Here is a 16,460-nt window from a genome sequence, read left to right as displayed (position 1 = left end):
CGATTCACTTCTTCGGCAGATACAGCATCGGATCCACCGGCTTGCCGTTGTAGCGGATCTCGAAGTGCAGCATGTCGCGGGCAGCGCCGCTGCGGCCCATCTCGGCGATCTGCTGGCCGGCCTTGACGCTCTGGCCTTCGTTGAGCAGGCGCTTGCGGTTGTGCCCGTAGGCGGACAGCCACTGGTCGTTGTGCTTGATGATGATCAGCTCGCCGTAGCCGACCAGGCCCGCGCCGGAGTACACCACCACGCCATCGGCGGCAGCGCGCACTGCCTGCCCGCTGGCGCCGGCGATGTCCACGCCCTGCTTGGTGGTTTCGCCGGTGACGAAGGTGCCGACCACCACGCCATCGGCCGGCCAGCGCCACGGAAATCCGCTGCTGACCGGCGCTGCGACCGGGGCACTCGGGCGCGGTGGAACCACCGTGCCGGCAGTGGAGGTGCTGCCGCCAGGCTTGCTGGCCCCGGGCGGGTAGAGCTTGAGGGTCTGGCCGGGATAGATGGTGTTCGGCGAGGACAGGCCATTCCAGGCCGCCAGATCTGGCGCGGTGATGTTGGTGCGGCGCGAGATGGCGTACAGCGTGTCGCCGCGCTGGACAGTGACGGTCGCGCCCGGGCGCGGCACCGACGGACGTGGCGCCGCGGACGGACGTGCAGACGCCGAACCGCCGCCGGCTCCGGGCGAACGCACCACCGTGGCGCTGCTGCAGGCGGCCAGCCCGATGGCCACTGCAAGCAGGACTGCTGTCTTACATACCGAATTCATCTGCAACTTGCTCATCCGTTGGTTGTCTTCCACGCCAGCCACCCTGCTCCCACGGCCAGCACGGCCATGGCCACCCAGCCCAGCGGCTCGATCCAGCGATGCAACGCGGCTTCGGCACGCGCTCCACCCAACCGGATCGCGCCGGCCACCAGGTACACGCGCTTGCCCCGCCCCACCAGCATGCTGGCGATGAAAGGCAGGATCGGCACGCCGACCACGCCCGAGGCCCAGGTAAAGATCTTCAGAGGAATCGGGGTGAAGCCCACCAGCACCAGCGCCCAGAAGGCCTTCCACGGCGAATCGGCGACCAGCGTGCGCAGGGTTTCGATCTGCGCCTGGATCTTCGCGCTCCAGCCCAGCCACTCGATCAGCGGCGACAATGCGGCAAAGGCGAAATGGCCCAGCAGATAGCCGACCAGCGCGCCGCAGACCGAGCCGAGCAGGCTCAAGGTGGCGAACCACAACGCGCGCCTGGGTTCGGCCAGCGACATCGGCGCCAGCATCACCTCCGGCGGCACCGGGAAGATGAAGCCCTCCACGAAACTGAGGCCGGTCAGCAGCGCCGGAGCGCGGCGATTGCGCGACCAACGAATGGCCACGTCGTACAACGGCCCGAAGATCTTCATCGAGGAACTCTCATGGATTCAATCCAGCATGCCCGACAACAGCGGGACGAACGTGACCGGCGCCAGAACCTGCTGTTCGATTGCGCCGTCGGCAGCGCGCGTGAGCTGCACCAGCGACTGCGACGAGGCGCCACCGACCGGGGCGACCAGCCGTCCGCCGACCGCCAGCTGATCGACCAGCGCATCGACCAGTGCCGGGGCGGCGGCGGTGACCACGATGGCATCGTAGGGACCGTGTTCGGGCCAACCGATGCGGCCGTCGTCGTGCTTGCTGCGCACATTCATGCCCAGATGCCGGAAGCGCTTGCGCGCCTGCCGCAGCAGGTCGCCGATGCGCTCAACCGTGTACACCTCCAGCCCCAGCGCGGCCAGGATCGCGCCCTGGTAGCCGGAGCCGGTGCCGACTTCGAGCACCCTGGTCGGGCCGACCTGCAGCACCGCCTCGGTCATCCGCGCGACCACCCAGGGCTGCGAGATGGTCTGGCCATGGCCGATCGGCAGGGCGGTGTCTTCGTAGGCGCGCGAGGCCAGCGCTTCGTCGATGAACAGATGGCGCGGCACCGTGCGCATCGCGTTGAGCGTGGCTTCGTCCTGGATGCCGGCCTCGCGCAGGCGCTCGACCAGCCGGTCGCGCACGCGTTGCGAGGTCATGCCGATCCCGACCGATTCCGGTTGCAGGCGCAGCCTGGGCGTCATGCTGGGGTATCCAGCGCGGCGGTCAACCCGCCCACCCAGCCAGCCACCGTCTCCAACGCCTGATAGCGGGTCAGGTCGACATGGATCGGGGTGATCGAGATATGCCCGGTGCGCACCGCGTGGAAGTCGGTGCCGGGGCCGGCATCCTGCTCCGGCCCGGCCGGGCCGATCCAGTACACGGTGCGGCCGCGCGGATCGCGCTGCGGCACGCAGGGCTCGGACCGATGGCGGTTGCCGAGCCGGGTGACCTCGAAACCGAGCACATCCGACCAGGCCAGATCCGGCACGTTGACGTTGAGGATGGTGTTGGCGGGCAAGGGGTCGGCCTTCAGCCGCGCCACGATCTCCACCGCCGCGCGTGCGGCGCTCTGGTAGTTGTGCGCCTCATGGTTGTGCGTCACCAGCGACACCGCCACCGCCGGCAGGCCGAGGAAGCGGCCTTCCATCGCGGCGGACACGGTGCCCGAATAGATCACGTCATCGCCGAGATTGGCCGAGTTGTTGATGCCGGAGACCACGATATCCGGCTCGTAATCGAGCATGCCGGTCAGCGCCAGATGCACGCAGTCGGTCGGCGTGCCGGCCACCGCGCAGGTCTGCGCGTCGATGCGGCGGGTGCGGATCGGCACATCCAGCGTCAGCGAATTGCTGGCGCCGGAGCGGTCGCGGTCGGGCGCGACCACCATCACTTCATGACCGGCATGGCGCAGCGCCTCGGCCAAAATCTGGATGCCGGGGGCGTCGACACCGTCGTCGTTGCTAACCAGTACGCGCATGGGACTCCTCGGAAAACCGGGCCATGATACCGGATGCGTCCGCGCCCTTCGCGCTTGATCTTCGCTTGCACCTGAGGTTGGGCACGTTACGCTGTGACCATGTCGCATCCAGAAGACGAAGACGACGGCGCGCTGTTCCGCGCAGCGATCGGCGCGGTCAAGCCGATTCGCGAGGTCGCCCCACCGGCCAATGCCAAGCCGCGCCCCAAGCCGCGCGCGCGCATGGCCGAGCGCGACGACGCCGAAGCGCACACCGAATTCGCACGCCTGCTGCGCGACAGCGCGCCACTGGAAGCCGGAGATACCGCCAGCTACCGACGCGAGAATCTTCCCACCCGATTGTTTCAACGGCTCAAGCGCGGGCAGTTCTCGATCCAGGACGAACTGGATCTGCATGGCGCCACCGCCACGCAGGCCGAATCCCTGCTGCGGCAGTTCCTGCTGGAGGCACATGCGCACGACCATGGCTGCGTGCGCATCATCCACGGCAAGGGGCTGCAGTCGGACAACGGTGCGCCGGTGTTGAAGAACCTGATGGATCGCCTGCTGCGTCAACGCAATGACGTGCTGGCGTTTCATTCCGCGCCTGCCACCCAGGGTGGCACGGGGGCGTTACTGGTGTTGTTGGCGCGGCGTTAGGGCCGCTTGGGTGGCCGGTTACCGACCTGGATTGCAGGCATGCGCTTGTGCGACGGACGGGCTATCGGGAAAGCCCGTCGCGGCCGGGTCCGCTCCTACGGGGTGGCGTGTTTTGCCGGGCGGCTGACGACCACCGGGCAGGCCTAGGCGTCGGAGCGCGGGCCGGTGTTGAGACGGCCGGCGTCGCTGACCTCGCCGAGCTCCCACAGCACCGCGGTGGCGTAGCAACCGGGCGGCAGTGCGAATTCGAGCTGCAGGCTGTGTGCATCCAGCCAGCGGAACTCCAGCTGTTGCGGATGCAGGCGCAGTGCGCGGCGCTCCTGCTTCAGGCCCGCTGCTTCCAGGCCGTGGCGCAGCGCGTCGGATTGCGGATCGGACAAGGCGCCCTGCTCCACCGCCGCGGCCTGGCCGGTCGAACGCAGCTCGCCGGCACCCCACAACGGCCCGCTGGGATGGATATCGAAGCGCGCCAGGCGCTCTGCCAGTGCCTCGCTGAACGGCTCGGGGCCGAACACGCTGCGCGAGCCGTCCAGCATCCACGCCTCGCCCTCCAGTGCGGTGTCCCAGGTGCCCTGCCCCACGCGTGCGCTGAGCACTCGATTGAACAACGCCGAGCGCGCCGCCGACAGCAGCATCGAGCGCTGATCGTTGCGCAGCCGCCGCCTGGATGCCGGCGCCGCTGACAACGTGCCGTCGGCATTGGACTGGTAGCCGAACATCGCCAGCGCGGAGGCCACGTTGCCGCCATCGCGACCGAAACGCTGTTCGCCAAACCAGTTCGGGATACCGCGCGCGGCGATCGCCTGCAGGCGCTGCTCGATCGCAGCGCGTTCGCCTTCCACCTGGCGCAACGTCAACACGAAACGATTGCCCAGCAGTGCGCCGCGTTGCAGCTTGCGGTTGTGCCAGGTGCTGTCGATGACCTGCATCTCGTCGTCATCGAGCGTGGCGAGCTCCGGCGCGATGCGCTTGGGCAGATGCACGCTGAAGCGCTGCGTGGTAACCGCATGGCGGTCCTTCAGGCCGGCGTAGCTGACGCCCATCTCGGCGATCCCGGCCCAGTGCGCGAGTTTCTTCGCGATATAGGCGGTGTTCTGCCCACGCTTGCGGATGGTGAGCAACAGGTGCTCGCCCTCACCGGAGGGCTCGAAAGCCGGCAGCTCATCGACCTGAAAATCGTCGGGCGTGCTGCGCATTGCCGCGCCAAGCACCGCAGCGCCATGCGCACGTGGCAGAACAGAGGTGTCGCTCATGCTGTGATTTACCTTCGCGCCGACAGGTCGTGCGCTGTGTGCCGAATGCCTCGGCGCGGTGATGTCGCGTTGCAACGCCAAGATGAGCCCGGCGCGGGCAACCGCGATGTGGAACGGCTAGAAACCTGGCCGGCAGTGGTCAGATGCGTGTGGACGGTGCATGCAGGGCATGCGTGATGAGCGCTGTGCCTGGCACCATCGCCTGGCACCGTCCGTGCCCGGCCGGCGGTGGGCACCGGCCTTGCCGGCTGCGGTTATGCGGCGATCTTGCCAAGCAATACCGCCGCCTGCGCCGCAATGCCCTCGCTGCGGCCGGTGAAACCGAGTTTTTCGCTGGTGGTGGCCTTGACGCTGACCGCATCGAGCTCGATCGCCAGCAGGCCGGCAATGCGTTCGCGCATGGCCAGCGCATGCGGGCCGATCTTGGGACGCTCGCAGATCACGGTGACATCGGCATTGCCGACACGCCAGCCACGCTCGCGCAGCAAATGATCGCAATGCTGCAGGAACTGCGCGCTGTCGGCATCCTTCCAGCGCGCATCGGATGGCGGAAAGTGCTGCCCGATATCGCCCAGCGCCAGCGCACCCAGCATTGCATCGCACAGCGCATGCAGCACCACGTCGCCATCGCTGTGCGCAAGCACGCCATGGCTGTGCGCGACGCGCACGCCGCCCAGCATCACGTGGTCGCCCGCGCCGAACGCATGCACGTCGTAGCCCTGACCGATTCGAAAATTGAAAGACATGGAAAATCCGTGGTGAGTGAGAGTGCCCAACAACAGGGAGCAAGCAGTCGTTTAGGTCGGCATGGACGCTGTAAACAGACCGCAGTGTACGAGTGGCCTACACAGTCGGTTCCGCAAACCGGCCTCGCAATCGTTCGACAGCCGCCCTAACGCGTGTTGACGTCGTGATTGGCATCGGCAACCACCGCATCGTTGCGTGTGGCCACCAATTCGGCATCCACCGCCACGCCGCGGCGTGCGAGCTCGAATTCGAAGCGCGCCAGATCCGTTGGCGTGGTCACCTTGAAGTTGTCTTCGGCACCTTCCACCAGCAACGGGCGCAATCCCAGCCGCTCCATCGCCATCGCCTCGTCGGTCACGTCCACGCCGGCGGCCGACGCTTCGGTCAGGCCGCGGATCAATTGATGGCGACGAAACAGCTGCGGGGTCAGCGCGCGCCACAGCCGCTCGCGCGGTTCGGTGGCATCGATGCCGCCATCGTCGCCGGCACGCTTGAGGGTGTCGCGCACCGGTGCAGCCAGGATCGCGCCGACCGGATCGCCGCGGCCGATTTCCAGCAGGCGCTCCAGGTCGGCCAGGCCGAGATTGGGCCGCGCGGCGTCGTGCACCAGCACAAAGTCATCGGCGCGCACGCTCTCGGGCAAGGCCAGCAATCCGGCCAGCACCGATGCCGCACGTGTCCCGCCGCCGACGCAGGTCAGCACCGGCTTGGCCTGCACCGACGTCCAGCCCGGCCAATCCGCATCGTCGGGCGCGATGGCCACCACGATGCCGGCCACCACCGGATGCGCGGCAAGCGCCGCCAGCGTGTAGGCCATCAGCGGTTGCCCGGCGGCGGGCAGATATTGTTTGGGGGTCTGCCCGCCAAAGCGCGTGCCGCGCCCGGCGGCCGGCACGATCGCCCAGATCGAACCGGTCATGGCTGTTCCGCCGGCGCGTCGGGCTCGACGGGTGCGGCCGACGGCGCGGCCACCGCGGGCGGCAGCGGCGGTGCATCCTCGACCACGCGATAGAACGTCTCGCCCGGCTTGATCATGCCCAGCTCGCTGCGCGCGCGTTCCTCGATTGCCGCCTCGCCGTCCTTCAAATCCTTCACCTCTGCTGCCAACGCCTGGTTGCGTTGGCGCAGACCTTCGTTGTCCTGTGTCTGATGCGCGACCTGGGCTTCCAGCATCATGACTTCGCCGGAATTCCCAGGCCCGAACCAGAAGCGGTACTGCAGCCAAGCCAGCAGCACCGCCAGCACCAGCAGTAGCCAGCGCCAGTTGCGCACGGCTTATCGCTTGATCGAAACGAACGCGTCGCGGCCGGCGTAGCGTGCGCCGGAGCCCAGCGCCTGCTCGATGCGCAGCAACTGGTTGTACTTGGCGACGCGATCGCTGCGGCACAGCGAGCCGGTTTTGATCTGGGTGGCGGTGGTGGCCACGGCGATGTCGGCGATGGTGGTGTCTTCGGTTTCGCCCGAACGGTGCGAGACGATCGAGGCATAGTTGGCCGCGTGCGCCATCGCGATGGCCTCCAGCGTCTCGGTCAGCGTGCCGATCTGGTTGACCTTGATCAGGATCGCGTTGGCAGTGCCCGAGTCGATGCCCTGCTTGAAGATCTTCGGGTTGGTGACGAACAGGTCGTCGCCGACCAGCTGCACCTTCTTGCCGACGCGGTCGGTGAGCAGCTTCCAGCCGGCCCAGTCGTCCTCGGCCAGGCCGTCTTCGATGCTGATGATCGGATACTGCGCGACCCAGTCGGCCAGGAAGTCGACGAACTGCTCGCTGGTCAGGCGCTTGTTCTCGCCGACCAGGTTGTACTTGCCGTTGTCGTAGAACTCGCTGGAAGCCACGTCCAGGCCCAGCAGCACGTCTTCGCCCGCGGTGTAGCCGGCTTTGCCGATCGCCTCGAGAATGGTGTCCAGCGCTTCGACATTGCTGCGGAAGTCCGGCGCAAAGCCGCCTTCGTCGCCGACTGCCGTGCTCAGGCCGTGGCCCTTGAGCACCGACTTGAGCGCGTGGAATATCTCGGTACCGGCACGCAGCGCTTCGGAGAACGAGCTGCAACCGACCGGCAGCACCATGAACTCCTGGAAGTCGACGTTGTTGTCGGCATGCGCGCCGCCGTTGATGATGTTCATCATCGGCACCGGCAGCGCCACATCCGATTCGGTGATGGTGGACAGGTACTGCCACAACGGCTGCTTGCGCGAGGCTGCCACGGCATGCGCGGCGGCCAGCGAAACACCCAGCAGCGCATTCGCGCCCAGGCGGCCCTTGTTCTCGGTGCCGTCCAGATCGATCAGGCGGCGGTCCAGGCCCTGCTGGTCGGCGGCATCGAAGCCCTTCAGCGTCTCGGCGATGGTGCCGTTGACGTTCTGCACCGCGTGCAGCACGCCCTTGCCCAGGTAGCGGGTCTTGTCGCCATCGCGCAGTTCCACCGCTTCCTTGGTGCCGGTCGAGGCGCCCGAGGGCACGGCGGCGCGGCCGAACGAGCCGTCGTCCAGCGTGACTTCGGCCTCCAGCGTGGGATTGCCGCGGGAGTCGAGGATTTCGCGGGCGAGGATCTTGGCGATAGTGGTCATAGGTCGATCGGTTACCAGTAAGGGGGAAGGACACCGGAAACAAGCTGCCGGATTATCGCCGCAGGACTGCGGCTTGCCAAATGGCGTGAGCATGCGGCCACCGCGATGGCGACACGTCAGGACGCCGGAGCAGCAGGTGGGCGGCAGTACGGACTGCGCAGTGCAGCGGTGTCAGCTGCAGCTGCCACACACGGCACCGCTGTGCGAACACCGGCACCACATCCGCATCCGCGGCGCTAACGGACCACGCAGCAGCGGCCGCGCGCGCCACCGCATTGCCTGCTCAGACGCCTTGTTCGAGAAAGCCGTGGCGCTTGGTGATGGTGTCCAGCGCCAGCAGTGTCTCCAGCAGGGCTTCCATCTTGTCCAGCGGCCAGGCGTTGGGGCCGTCCGACAAGGCCTTGGACGGGTCCGGATGGGTTTCGGCAAACAGGCCGGAAATGCCCACCGCCACCGCGGCGCGCGCCAGCACCGGCACGAATTCGCGCTGGCCGCCGGAACTGCTGCCCTGCCCGCCCGGCAGCTGCACCGAATGGGTGGCATCGAACACGACCGGGCAGCCGGTATCGCGCATCACGCTCAGCGAGCGCATGTCGCTGACCAGATTGTTGTAGCCGAACGAGGCACCACGTTCGCAGACCATGATCTGTTCGTTGCCGGTCGATTTGGCCTTGTCAACCACCGGCTTCATGTCCCATGGCGACAGGAACTGGCCCTTCTTGATGTTGACCGGCTTGCCCGCGGCACAGACGTTCTTGATGAAATCGGTCTGGCGCACCAGGAAGGCCGGGGTCTGCAGCACGTCGACGACGGCGGCGACCTCGTTCATCGGGGTGTATTCGTGCACATCGGTCAGCACCGGCACGCCGATCTGCTGTTTCACCGCTTCCAGCACCTTCAGGCCTTCTTCCAGGCCCGGGCCGCGGAAGCTGGTGCCGGAGGTGCGGTTGGCCTTGTCGAAGCTCGACTTGAAGATGAAGTTGATCCCCAGCTTGCCGGTGATCTCCTTGAGCTTGCCGGCCACGTCGAGCTGCAGCTGCATCGACTCGATCACGCAGGGGCCGGCAATCAGGAACAACGGCTGATCCAGGCCGACGTCGAAGTCACAGAGTTTCATCAGGTCACCTTATTGATTGAGCCCCTCTCCCGTCGGGAGAGGGGTTGGGATGAGGGGGCGATTGCAACGCGCTGGTCAAGCCCGATGGCTTGCCCAGGGCGGCGCATGGCGACGCGTTCGCCATGGCTGCCATCTGCCGGTGCGTTGCGGTGCCTACTCATCCGGCACGGCGCGCCCGCGTCTCCCGCAGGGAGAACAAGCGGCTCACGCACGCGCTTCCTTCAGCAGTTTTCCGCCCGCCTTCTTCTCGCGCGCGGCGCGCACGAAGCCGATGAACAGCGGATGCCCGTCGCGCGGGGTGGAGAGGAATTCCGGATGCGCCTGGCAGGCCAGGAACCACGGGTGCGTTTCGCGCGGCAGCTCCACCATCTCCACCAGCGTGTCGTCCATCGACTTGCCGGAGATCACCAGGCCGGCGTCTTCCAGCTGGGTGCGGTAGCGGTTGTTGAACTCGTAGCGGTGGCGATGGCGTTCGGCGACCACGTCCTTGCCGTACACCTCGCGCGCCAGCGTGCCCGGCTTGAGCCGCTGCTCCTGCAGACCCAGGCGCATGGTCCCGCCCAGGTCGGATTTCTCGTCGCGCTTTTCCACTTCGCCGGTGGCGGTGCGCCATTCGGTGATCAGGCCGATCACCGGGTGCGGCGACTGGCGATCGTTCTCGGTACTGTTGGCTGCGTCCAGGTCGGCCACGTGGCGGGCATAGTCCACCACCGCCGCCTGCATGCCGTAGCAGATGCCGAAATACGGCACCTTGTGCTCGCGCGCGTATTTGGAGGTCAGCACCTTGCCTTCGAAGCCACGGTCGCCGAAGCCGCCCGGCACCAGGATGCCGTCGATATCCTGCAGCGCCGCCATGTCGCTGCCTTCCAGGTCCTGCGCTTCCAGCCACTTCAGGTTGACCTTGGTGCGCTGGCGCAGACCGCCGTGACGCAGCGCTTCGGCCACCGACTTGTAGGCGTCCTGGTGGTCGACGTACTTGCCGACCACGGCAATGGTGACCTCGTCCAGCGGATGCTTGACCGCATCCACCACCGCCGCCCATTCGGACAGGTCGGGCGCAGCCACCTTGTCGCGCAGCTTGAACTGATCGATGACCAACTCGTCCAGGCCCTGGCGACGCAGTTCCAGCGGCATGCCGTACAGCACGTCGATATCGGGGCAGCTGATCACCGCGCGCTCGGAGACGTTGGTGAACAACGCGATCTTGCGGCGCTCCGAATCCGGAACCGCCTGCTCGGAGCGGCACAGCAGCACGTCCGGCTGGATACCGATCGAACGCAGTTCCTTGACCGAGTGCTGGGTCGGCTTGGTCTTCAGCTCGCCAGCGGCGGCGATGTATGGCACCAGCGTGAGGTGCATGAACATGGCCTTTTCGGCGCCCCGCTCGGTGCGCACCTGGCGGATCGCCTCCAGGAACGGCAGCGACTCGATATCGCCGACGGTGCCGCCGATCTCGATCAGCGCCACGTCGAAGCCGGCGGTGGCCTCGTCGATGCAACGGCGGATCTCGTCGGTGATATGCGGGATCACCTGCACGGTGGCGCCCAGGTAATCGCCACGACGCTCCTTGCGGATCACGTTCTCGTAGATGCGGCCGGTGGTGACCGAATTCTTGCGCGACAGCCGCGTGCGCACGTAGCGCTCGTAGTGACCCAGGTCCAGGTCGGTCTCGGCGCCGTCGTCGGTGACGTAGACCTCGCCATGCTGGAACGGGCTCATCGTGCCCGGGTCCACATTGATGTAGGGGTCCAGCTTCATCATCGTGACCTTCAGGCCACGCGCTTCCAGAATGGAGGCAAGCGAAGCGGCGGCAATGCCCTTGCCTAGCGAGGACACTACGCCGCCGGTAACAAAAATCAGGGGGGTCATGGGGCTTGGAGCCTCCCGGAAAGCCATAGTTTAGCGGGTGACGGGCGAATGCCCAAGGGTTGCGTGACGATCATGTCGTCACAGCGGCGAAAGAGCGCGCGCCTGGTGTCCAAATGCAGACGCCCCGGCCAAGGCCGGGGCGTCTGTGTGGCGTGGCACCGACTCGCACTGGCATCAGCGCGCCGGCTTTTCTTCTTCCTCTTCCTCGCGCGGGGCGTCATCGGCCTTGGGCTTGTGCGCCGCGGCGGCGGCGCGGCGCTCGGCCTTGCGCTCGGCTTCGGTCTTGGCCTTGGCGTCGTCGGCCTTCTGCGCGCTGGCGCCGGCGCCCTGCCCGGTCTGCTGCGGGGCCGCCTGGGCCAGGGCAGGAAGCGCGGCCACTGCGGCAGCACCGAGGGTGAGCATCAGGATGTGCTTGAACTTCATGGTGTCCTCCGGTTTCGGTGACATCCTCAGGTGGGGACGTTTGGTTCCGAATCCAACGCCAGGGTATCCAGCCGCACCCCGCCCTGCACTGAACGTCTGTCGCGTGCAAAAAATCGGCCCAGCCCCCACACTTGCGCGTCGTTTCACGTGCCAACGAGATGCATGAACACCCGTTATAACGCCGCCGATATTGAAGTGCTGTCGGGCCTGGACCCGGTCAAACGCCGCCCTGGCATGTATACCGACACTGCGCGCCCGAACCACCTGGCGCAGGAAGTGATCGACAACTCGGTCGACGAGGCGCTGGCCGGTCATGCCAGGCAGGTCGAAGTGACCCTGTACAAGGATGGCAGCTGCGAGGTGTCCGACGACGGCCGCGGTATGCCGGTGGACATGCATCCGGAAGAAAAGATTCCCGGTGTCGAGCTGATCCTGACCCGGCTGCATGCCGGCGGCAAGTTCAGCAACCGCAACTACACCTTCTCCGGCGGCCTGCATGGCGTGGGCGTGAGCGTGGTCAATGCGCTGTCGACCAAGGTCGAGCTGTTCATCAAGCGCGAAGGCAGCGAGCACCGCATGGAGTTCCGCGACGGCCACGCCGCGTCCAAGCTGGAAGTGGTGGGCACCGTCGGCAAGAAGAACACCGGCACGCGGCTGCGCTTCTGGGCCGATCCCAAGTACTTCGACACGCCCAAGTTCAACGTGCGCGCGTTGCGCCACCTGCTGCGCGCCAAGGCGGTGCTGTGCCCCGGCCTGACCGTCAAGCTGCACGACGAGGCCACCGGCGAGCAGGACAGCTGGTACTTTGAGAACGGCCTGCGCGACTACCTCAAGGGCGAGATGGCCGCCCATGAGCTGCTGCCGGCCGACCTGTTCGCGGGCAGCCTGAAGAAGGACACCGAGATCGTCGACTGGGCCGCGGCCTGGGTGCCGGAAGGCGAGCTGGTGCAGGAAAGCTACGTCAACCTGATCCCGACCGCGCAGCACGGCACCCACGTCAACGGCCTGCGTTCGGGCCTGACCGATGCGCTGCGCGAGTTCTGCGACTTCCGCAACCTGCTGCCGCGCGGGGTCAAGCTGGCGCCGGAAGACGTGTGGGACCGGGTCACCTTCGTGCTCAGCCTGAAGATGACCGACCCGCAGTTCTCCGGGCAGACCAAGGAGCGCCTGTCCTCGCGCCAGGCCGCCGGCTTCATCGAAGGCGCCGCGCACGATGCCTTCAGCCTGTACCTGAACCAGAACGTGGAGATCGGCGAGAAGATCGCGCAGATCGCCATCGACCGCGCCAGCGCGCGGTTGAAGACCGAAAAGCAGATCGTCCGCAAGAAGGTCACTCAGGGCCCGGCCCTGCCCGGCAAGCTGGCCGACTGCATCAGCCAGGACCTGTCGCGCACCGAATTGTTCCTGGTCGAGGGCGACTCGGCCGGCGGCTCGGCCAAGCAGGCGCGCGACAAGGATTTCCAGGCGATCCTGCCGCTGCGCGGCAAGATCCTCAACACCTGGGAAGTGGCTTCGGGCAGCGTGCTGGCCTCCGAGGAAGTGCATAACCTGGCGATCGCAATCGGCTGCGATCCGGGCAAGGACGACATCACCGGGCTGCGCTACGGCAAGGTGGTGATCCTGGCCGATGCGGACTCGGACGGCCTGCATATCGCCACCCTGCTGACCGCGCTGTTCCTCAAGCATTTCCCGGCGCTGGTTGCCGCCGGCCATGTCTTCGTGGCGATGCCGCCGTTGTTCCGCGTGGACGTGGGCAAGCAGGTGTTCTATGCGCTGGACGAAGAGGAAAAGACCACACTGCTGGACAAGATCGCGCGCGAGAAGATCAAGGGTCAGGTCAGCGTCACCCGCTTCAAGGGCCTGGGCGAGATGAACCCGCAGCAGCTGCGCGAATCGACCATCCATCCGGATACGCGTCGCCTGGTGCAGCTGACCATCGACGATGGCGAGCAGACCCGCTCGCTGATGGACATGTTGCTGGCGAAGAAGCGCGCCGGCGATCGCAAGCAGTGGCTGGAGACCAAGGGCGATCTGGCGTCGCTGGAAGTTTAAGAACCTCTGGAAAAGCTTTAAGGCCCTAAAGGTCAAGCCCCTCTCCCGTCGGGAGAGGGGTTGGGGTGAGGGTACGTGCGAAGCCACCGGGTAAGTAACCGCCTGAGGCTGCGCCCCGTACCCTCATCCGCCCCTGCGGGGCACCTTCTCCCGAGGGGAGAAGGAAGTGTGATCGGCTTTCTTTTGAGTCGACGCGGATTTCAGCGGACTGCCCAAACCTCACCCTCTGGGTCAGACGGCTGCCTGCTGCGGCACAGACGGCGCCATGCCAGGCATGCGGCGTCGGCCGACGCGACACTGTGCCTTTGTGCACATCCATCGGGCGCCACCGGGGGCCTAGCATCGTCGCTCCCCTGCCGAACGTCCGATGCTCATGTCCTTTTTTCTCCGCGCCAGCCTGCTGGCCTGCGTCCTGCTCAGCGGGACGGCGCTGGCCGATGCGCCCGACAAGACCGATGCAAAACCCGATACCAAATCCGATACGGCTGCGGCCAAACCCGCGCCACTGCCGGCCGATGCCAGCGTGCGGCAAAGCACGCGCGTGGCCGGGCGCTCGCTGAGTTACACCGCAACCGTCGGCACGCTGCCGGTGCGCGACGCGCAGGGCAGGACCACCGGCGAAGTGGTGTTCACCGCCTACACGGTCGATGGCAAGGACCGCCCGGTGACCTTTGCATTGAATGGCGGGCCCGGCGCGTCGTCGGTCTATCTGAACATGGGCGCGATCGGGCCCAAGGTGGTCGGCTTCGGCGCCGAAGGCGACAGCGCGTCCGCACCGGCGACCTTGCGCGACAATCCGGGCACCTGGCTGGACTTCACCGACCTGGTATTCATCGACCCGGTCGGCACCGGCTTCAGCCGCGCGCTCATCGGCGACGACGAGGCCAAGAAGCAGTTCTACAACCCGCAGGCCGACGTGGAATATCTCTCGCGCGTGATCTACGACTGGCTGCTGAAGAATCGCCGCCTGCAGACGCGCAAGTATCTGGTCGGCGAAAGCTATGGTGGCTTCCGCGGACCGCGCATCACCCAGTACCTGCAGACCCGCCTCGGCGTGGCCATGAACGGCGTGGTGCTGGTGTCGCCGTACCTCAACCCGACCCTGGACGACAACAGCGATGTCTCGCCGCTGGCGTGGATGCTGACGCTGCCCTCGATCGCCGCCGCGCATCTGGAGCGCCAGGGCCAGCTCAGCGACACGGCGATGCGCCAGGTGATCGACTACACCCGCGGCGACTATGCGGTGGCGCTGATGAAGGGCCGCACCGACCCGCAGGCCACCGAGGCGATGCTGCAACAGGTCACCCGCATGACCGGACTGGACGCGACCTATGTGCGCCGCTCCGGCGGACGCCTGGAAACCCAGGCATACCTGCGCGAGGTGTTCCGCGACAAGGGCGAGCTGGGCAGCCGCTACGACTCCAACGTCACCGCGTTCGACCCCTTCCCCAACGATCCGGAGCAGCGCGCCAACGATCCGCTGCTGGACAGCATCATCGCGCCGACCACCACCGCGATGGTGGACTTCGTCACCCGGATCGTCGGCTGGAAAGTCGATGCCCGCTATCAGGCGATCAATTACGAGGTCAATACGGCGTGGGAATGGGGCGATGAACTGCGCAAGGGCGCGGTGACGCAGCTGCGTCAATCGGTGGCGATCGACCCCAAGCTACGTGTACTGATCGCACATGGCTGGAACGATCTCTCCTGCCCGTTCATGGGATCGGTGCTGACCGTGGACCAGATGCCGGCGATGGGCGACCCCACGCGCGTGCAGGTGCGCGAGTATCCCGGCGGTCACATGTTCTACAACCGCCCCGACAGCCAGGCCGCGTTCCGCAACGACGTCAAGGCGCTGTACGAAACCCGCTGAGCACAGCCATCGCCGGCCGCACACGCGGCTGGCGATGCAGCACACCGACGGCGCGTGCGTACTAACCCGTCGCCAAGCCACCGGCAAAGCCAATAGTGGTTTCGGGCCGCCACACATGTGACTTGCCCGCGTCAACGTTCAACACCACTCGCTGCCGTCAAGATTCAAATCAGCCGAACAAACCAAAACGCGCACCAGCTGTTACGAATCCCGAATCCCCATTTCCGAATCCCGATTTCCCGAATCCCGATTCCCCACTCCCGATTCCCAATTCACAACGCCCCAGGCGCCACAGCCCGCACATTCCACCCCAGCCACTCGTAGACCCGATAACGCGCAATGCCCAGATACTCGTGCAGGGCGACATCGGCCACGGTGAAGTTGTAGCTCTGCGGCAACCACGCCCAGGACGCGGTCAGCCAGTCCGATCGTACCGGCGTGGCATCGATACCGAAATGGCGGAAATACAGTTCGGCGCGCCGCAGATGCGTGGCCGAGGACACCAGCACGACGCGGTCGGGGCGGTACGTGCGCAGCAGTGGCTGGCTGAACTGCGCGTTCTGCCAGGTGTTCATGCTGGACGGCTCCATGATCAGGTCGGCCTGATCGATCCCGAGCCCGATCAGCACCTTTCGGTACACCACCGCCTCGGACAGGCCCAGCCCGCGTGCATCGCCGCCACTGATCTCGATCTTGCAGTCGCCGCCGTGCGCACGGCACTGCCGGTACAGCCGCGCCGATTCGACGATGCGGCCATAGGCGAACATGTTGGACTCGGCGGTGGCGTCGGGGCCATCCGGCCGCACCGTCCCTGCGCCCAGCAGCACGATCATGTTGCGCGCGCGCCAGTCGTTGAAGTCGTTGACGCCGGTCTGCTGCAAGCCGTGCAGCATCCAGCTCGCCAACGGGCCGCAGCCCACCAGCAGCAGCAGGGCCAGCGTGGCCGCCGCCAGCGCACGCGCACTGCGCAGCCAGCGCCGGCGGCCGATCAACCAGGACAGCAGGAACAGCACGCACACCAGCGCAAGCATCATCGGCGCGTTTCCTCAGGCAGG

At 66.6% G+C, this 16,460-nt stretch carries 16 protein-coding genes; 3 read left to right on the top strand and 13 right to left on the bottom strand.

Annotated features, from left to right (window positions below):
- Positions 1–4 precede the first annotated feature (4 nt).
- The 4 genes from CPBF1521_RS09105 to surE are packed head-to-tail and all read right to left on the bottom strand — an operon-like array spanning position 5 to position 2,864.
- Complete coding sequence (locus tag CPBF1521_RS09105) at positions 5–781, bottom strand: peptidoglycan DD-metalloendopeptidase family protein (RefSeq protein ID WP_180496951.1); 777 nt, start codon at positions 779–781, stop codon at positions 5–7.
- Positions 778–1,392, bottom strand: coding sequence for a YqaA family protein (locus tag CPBF1521_RS09100; protein ID WP_104648524.1), 615 nt, complete (start codon positions 1,390–1,392; stop codon positions 778–780). The genes CPBF1521_RS09105 and CPBF1521_RS09100 overlap by 4 nt, the downstream gene beginning before the upstream one ends.
- 18 nt (positions 1,393–1,410) lie before the next feature.
- The gene (locus CPBF1521_RS09095) at positions 1,411–2,088 is read right to left on the bottom strand and encodes a protein-L-isoaspartate(D-aspartate) O-methyltransferase (RefSeq protein WP_104582889.1); all 678 of its coding nucleotides are present in this window, start codon (positions 2,086–2,088) and stop codon (positions 1,411–1,413) included.
- On the bottom strand, positions 2,085–2,864 hold the full coding sequence (surE, locus tag CPBF1521_RS09090) for a 5'/3'-nucleotidase SurE (RefSeq protein WP_104582888.1): 780 nt from the start codon (positions 2,862–2,864) through the stop codon (positions 2,085–2,087). The genes CPBF1521_RS09095 and surE overlap by 4 nt, the downstream gene beginning before the upstream one ends.
- Positions 2,865–2,963: 99 nt before the next feature.
- On the opposite strand from surE, the gene CPBF1521_RS09085 reads away from it, so the two are divergent.
- Entirely contained in the window at positions 2,964–3,503 is a 540-nt protein-coding gene (locus CPBF1521_RS09085) for a Smr/MutS family protein (protein ID WP_164739314.1), read from the top strand.
- A gap of 143 nt (positions 3,504–3,646) precedes the next feature.
- Here CPBF1521_RS09085 and truD read toward each other — a convergent pair whose 3' ends face one another.
- The 8 genes from truD to CPBF1521_RS09045 form a co-directional block, all read right to left on the bottom strand.
- Positions 3,647–4,756 carry a tRNA pseudouridine(13) synthase TruD gene (truD, locus tag CPBF1521_RS09080; protein ID WP_115676774.1) on the bottom strand — a complete coding sequence of 370 codons (1,110 nt, stop codon included), beginning with the start codon at positions 4,754–4,756 and terminating at the stop codon, positions 3,647–3,649.
- 254 nt (positions 4,757–5,010) lie between these two features.
- On the bottom strand, positions 5,011–5,502 hold the full coding sequence (gene ispF, locus CPBF1521_RS09075; RefSeq protein WP_104582885.1) for a 2-C-methyl-D-erythritol 2,4-cyclodiphosphate synthase: 492 nt from the start codon (positions 5,500–5,502) through the stop codon (positions 5,011–5,013).
- Between the two features lie 146 nt (positions 5,503–5,648).
- On the bottom strand, positions 5,649–6,422 hold the full coding sequence (ispD, locus tag CPBF1521_RS09070; protein ID WP_104582884.1) for a 2-C-methyl-D-erythritol 4-phosphate cytidylyltransferase: 774 nt from the start codon (positions 6,420–6,422) through the stop codon (positions 5,649–5,651).
- The gene (gene ftsB, locus CPBF1521_RS09065; RefSeq protein ID WP_016904016.1) at positions 6,419–6,775 is read right to left on the bottom strand and encodes a cell division protein FtsB; all 357 of its coding nucleotides are present in this window, start codon (positions 6,773–6,775) and stop codon (positions 6,419–6,421) included. Before ftsB ends, ispD begins: the two co-directional genes overlap by 4 nt.
- A gap of 3 nt (positions 6,776–6,778) precedes the next feature.
- Positions 6,779–8,071 carry a phosphopyruvate hydratase gene (eno, locus tag CPBF1521_RS09060; protein WP_104582883.1) on the bottom strand — a complete coding sequence of 431 codons (1,293 nt, stop codon included), beginning with the start codon at positions 8,069–8,071 and terminating at the stop codon, positions 6,779–6,781.
- Between the two features lie 283 nt (positions 8,072–8,354).
- Complete coding sequence (gene kdsA / locus CPBF1521_RS09055) at positions 8,355–9,188, bottom strand: 3-deoxy-8-phosphooctulonate synthase (protein WP_104582882.1); 834 nt, start codon at positions 9,186–9,188, stop codon at positions 8,355–8,357.
- A 204-nt stretch (positions 9,189–9,392) separates the two neighbouring features.
- A complete protein-coding gene (locus tag CPBF1521_RS09050; protein WP_104582881.1) occupies positions 9,393–11,057 on the bottom strand; it encodes a CTP synthase in 1,665 nt (554 codons plus the stop codon).
- A gap of 174 nt (positions 11,058–11,231) precedes the next feature.
- Complete coding sequence (locus CPBF1521_RS09045; protein ID WP_164740888.1) at positions 11,232–11,480, bottom strand: hypothetical protein; 249 nt, start codon at positions 11,478–11,480, stop codon at positions 11,232–11,234.
- Positions 11,481–11,642: 162 nt separating this feature from the next.
- Here CPBF1521_RS09045 and parE point away from each other — a divergent pair, with 162 nt between their 5' ends.
- Positions 11,643–13,532, top strand: coding sequence for a DNA topoisomerase IV subunit B (parE, locus tag CPBF1521_RS09040; RefSeq protein ID WP_104582880.1), 1,890 nt, complete (start codon positions 11,643–11,645; stop codon positions 13,530–13,532).
- Positions 13,533–13,905: 373 nt separating this feature from the next.
- Positions 13,906–15,405 (top strand): S10 family peptidase, encoded by a 1,500-nt coding sequence (locus CPBF1521_RS09035; RefSeq protein WP_115677090.1) that lies wholly within the window; start codon positions 13,906–13,908, stop codon positions 15,403–15,405.
- Between the two features lie 272 nt (positions 15,406–15,677).
- Here the strand turns inward: CPBF1521_RS09035 and CPBF1521_RS09030 are convergent, their stop codons facing one another.
- Positions 15,678–16,439: a YdcF family protein gene (locus tag CPBF1521_RS09030; protein WP_115676773.1), complete on the bottom strand. Its 762-nt coding sequence runs from the start codon at positions 16,437–16,439 to the stop codon at positions 15,678–15,680.
- Positions 16,440–16,460 lie beyond the last annotated feature (21 nt).

The organism is Xanthomonas euroxanthea, from assembly GCF_900476395.1.
GTDB lineage: Bacteria > Pseudomonadota > Gammaproteobacteria > Xanthomonadales > Xanthomonadaceae > Xanthomonas > Xanthomonas euroxanthea.
The sequence above is the reverse complement of the archived record's forward strand: the minus strand, read 5'-3'. Positions and strand labels throughout refer to the sequence as shown.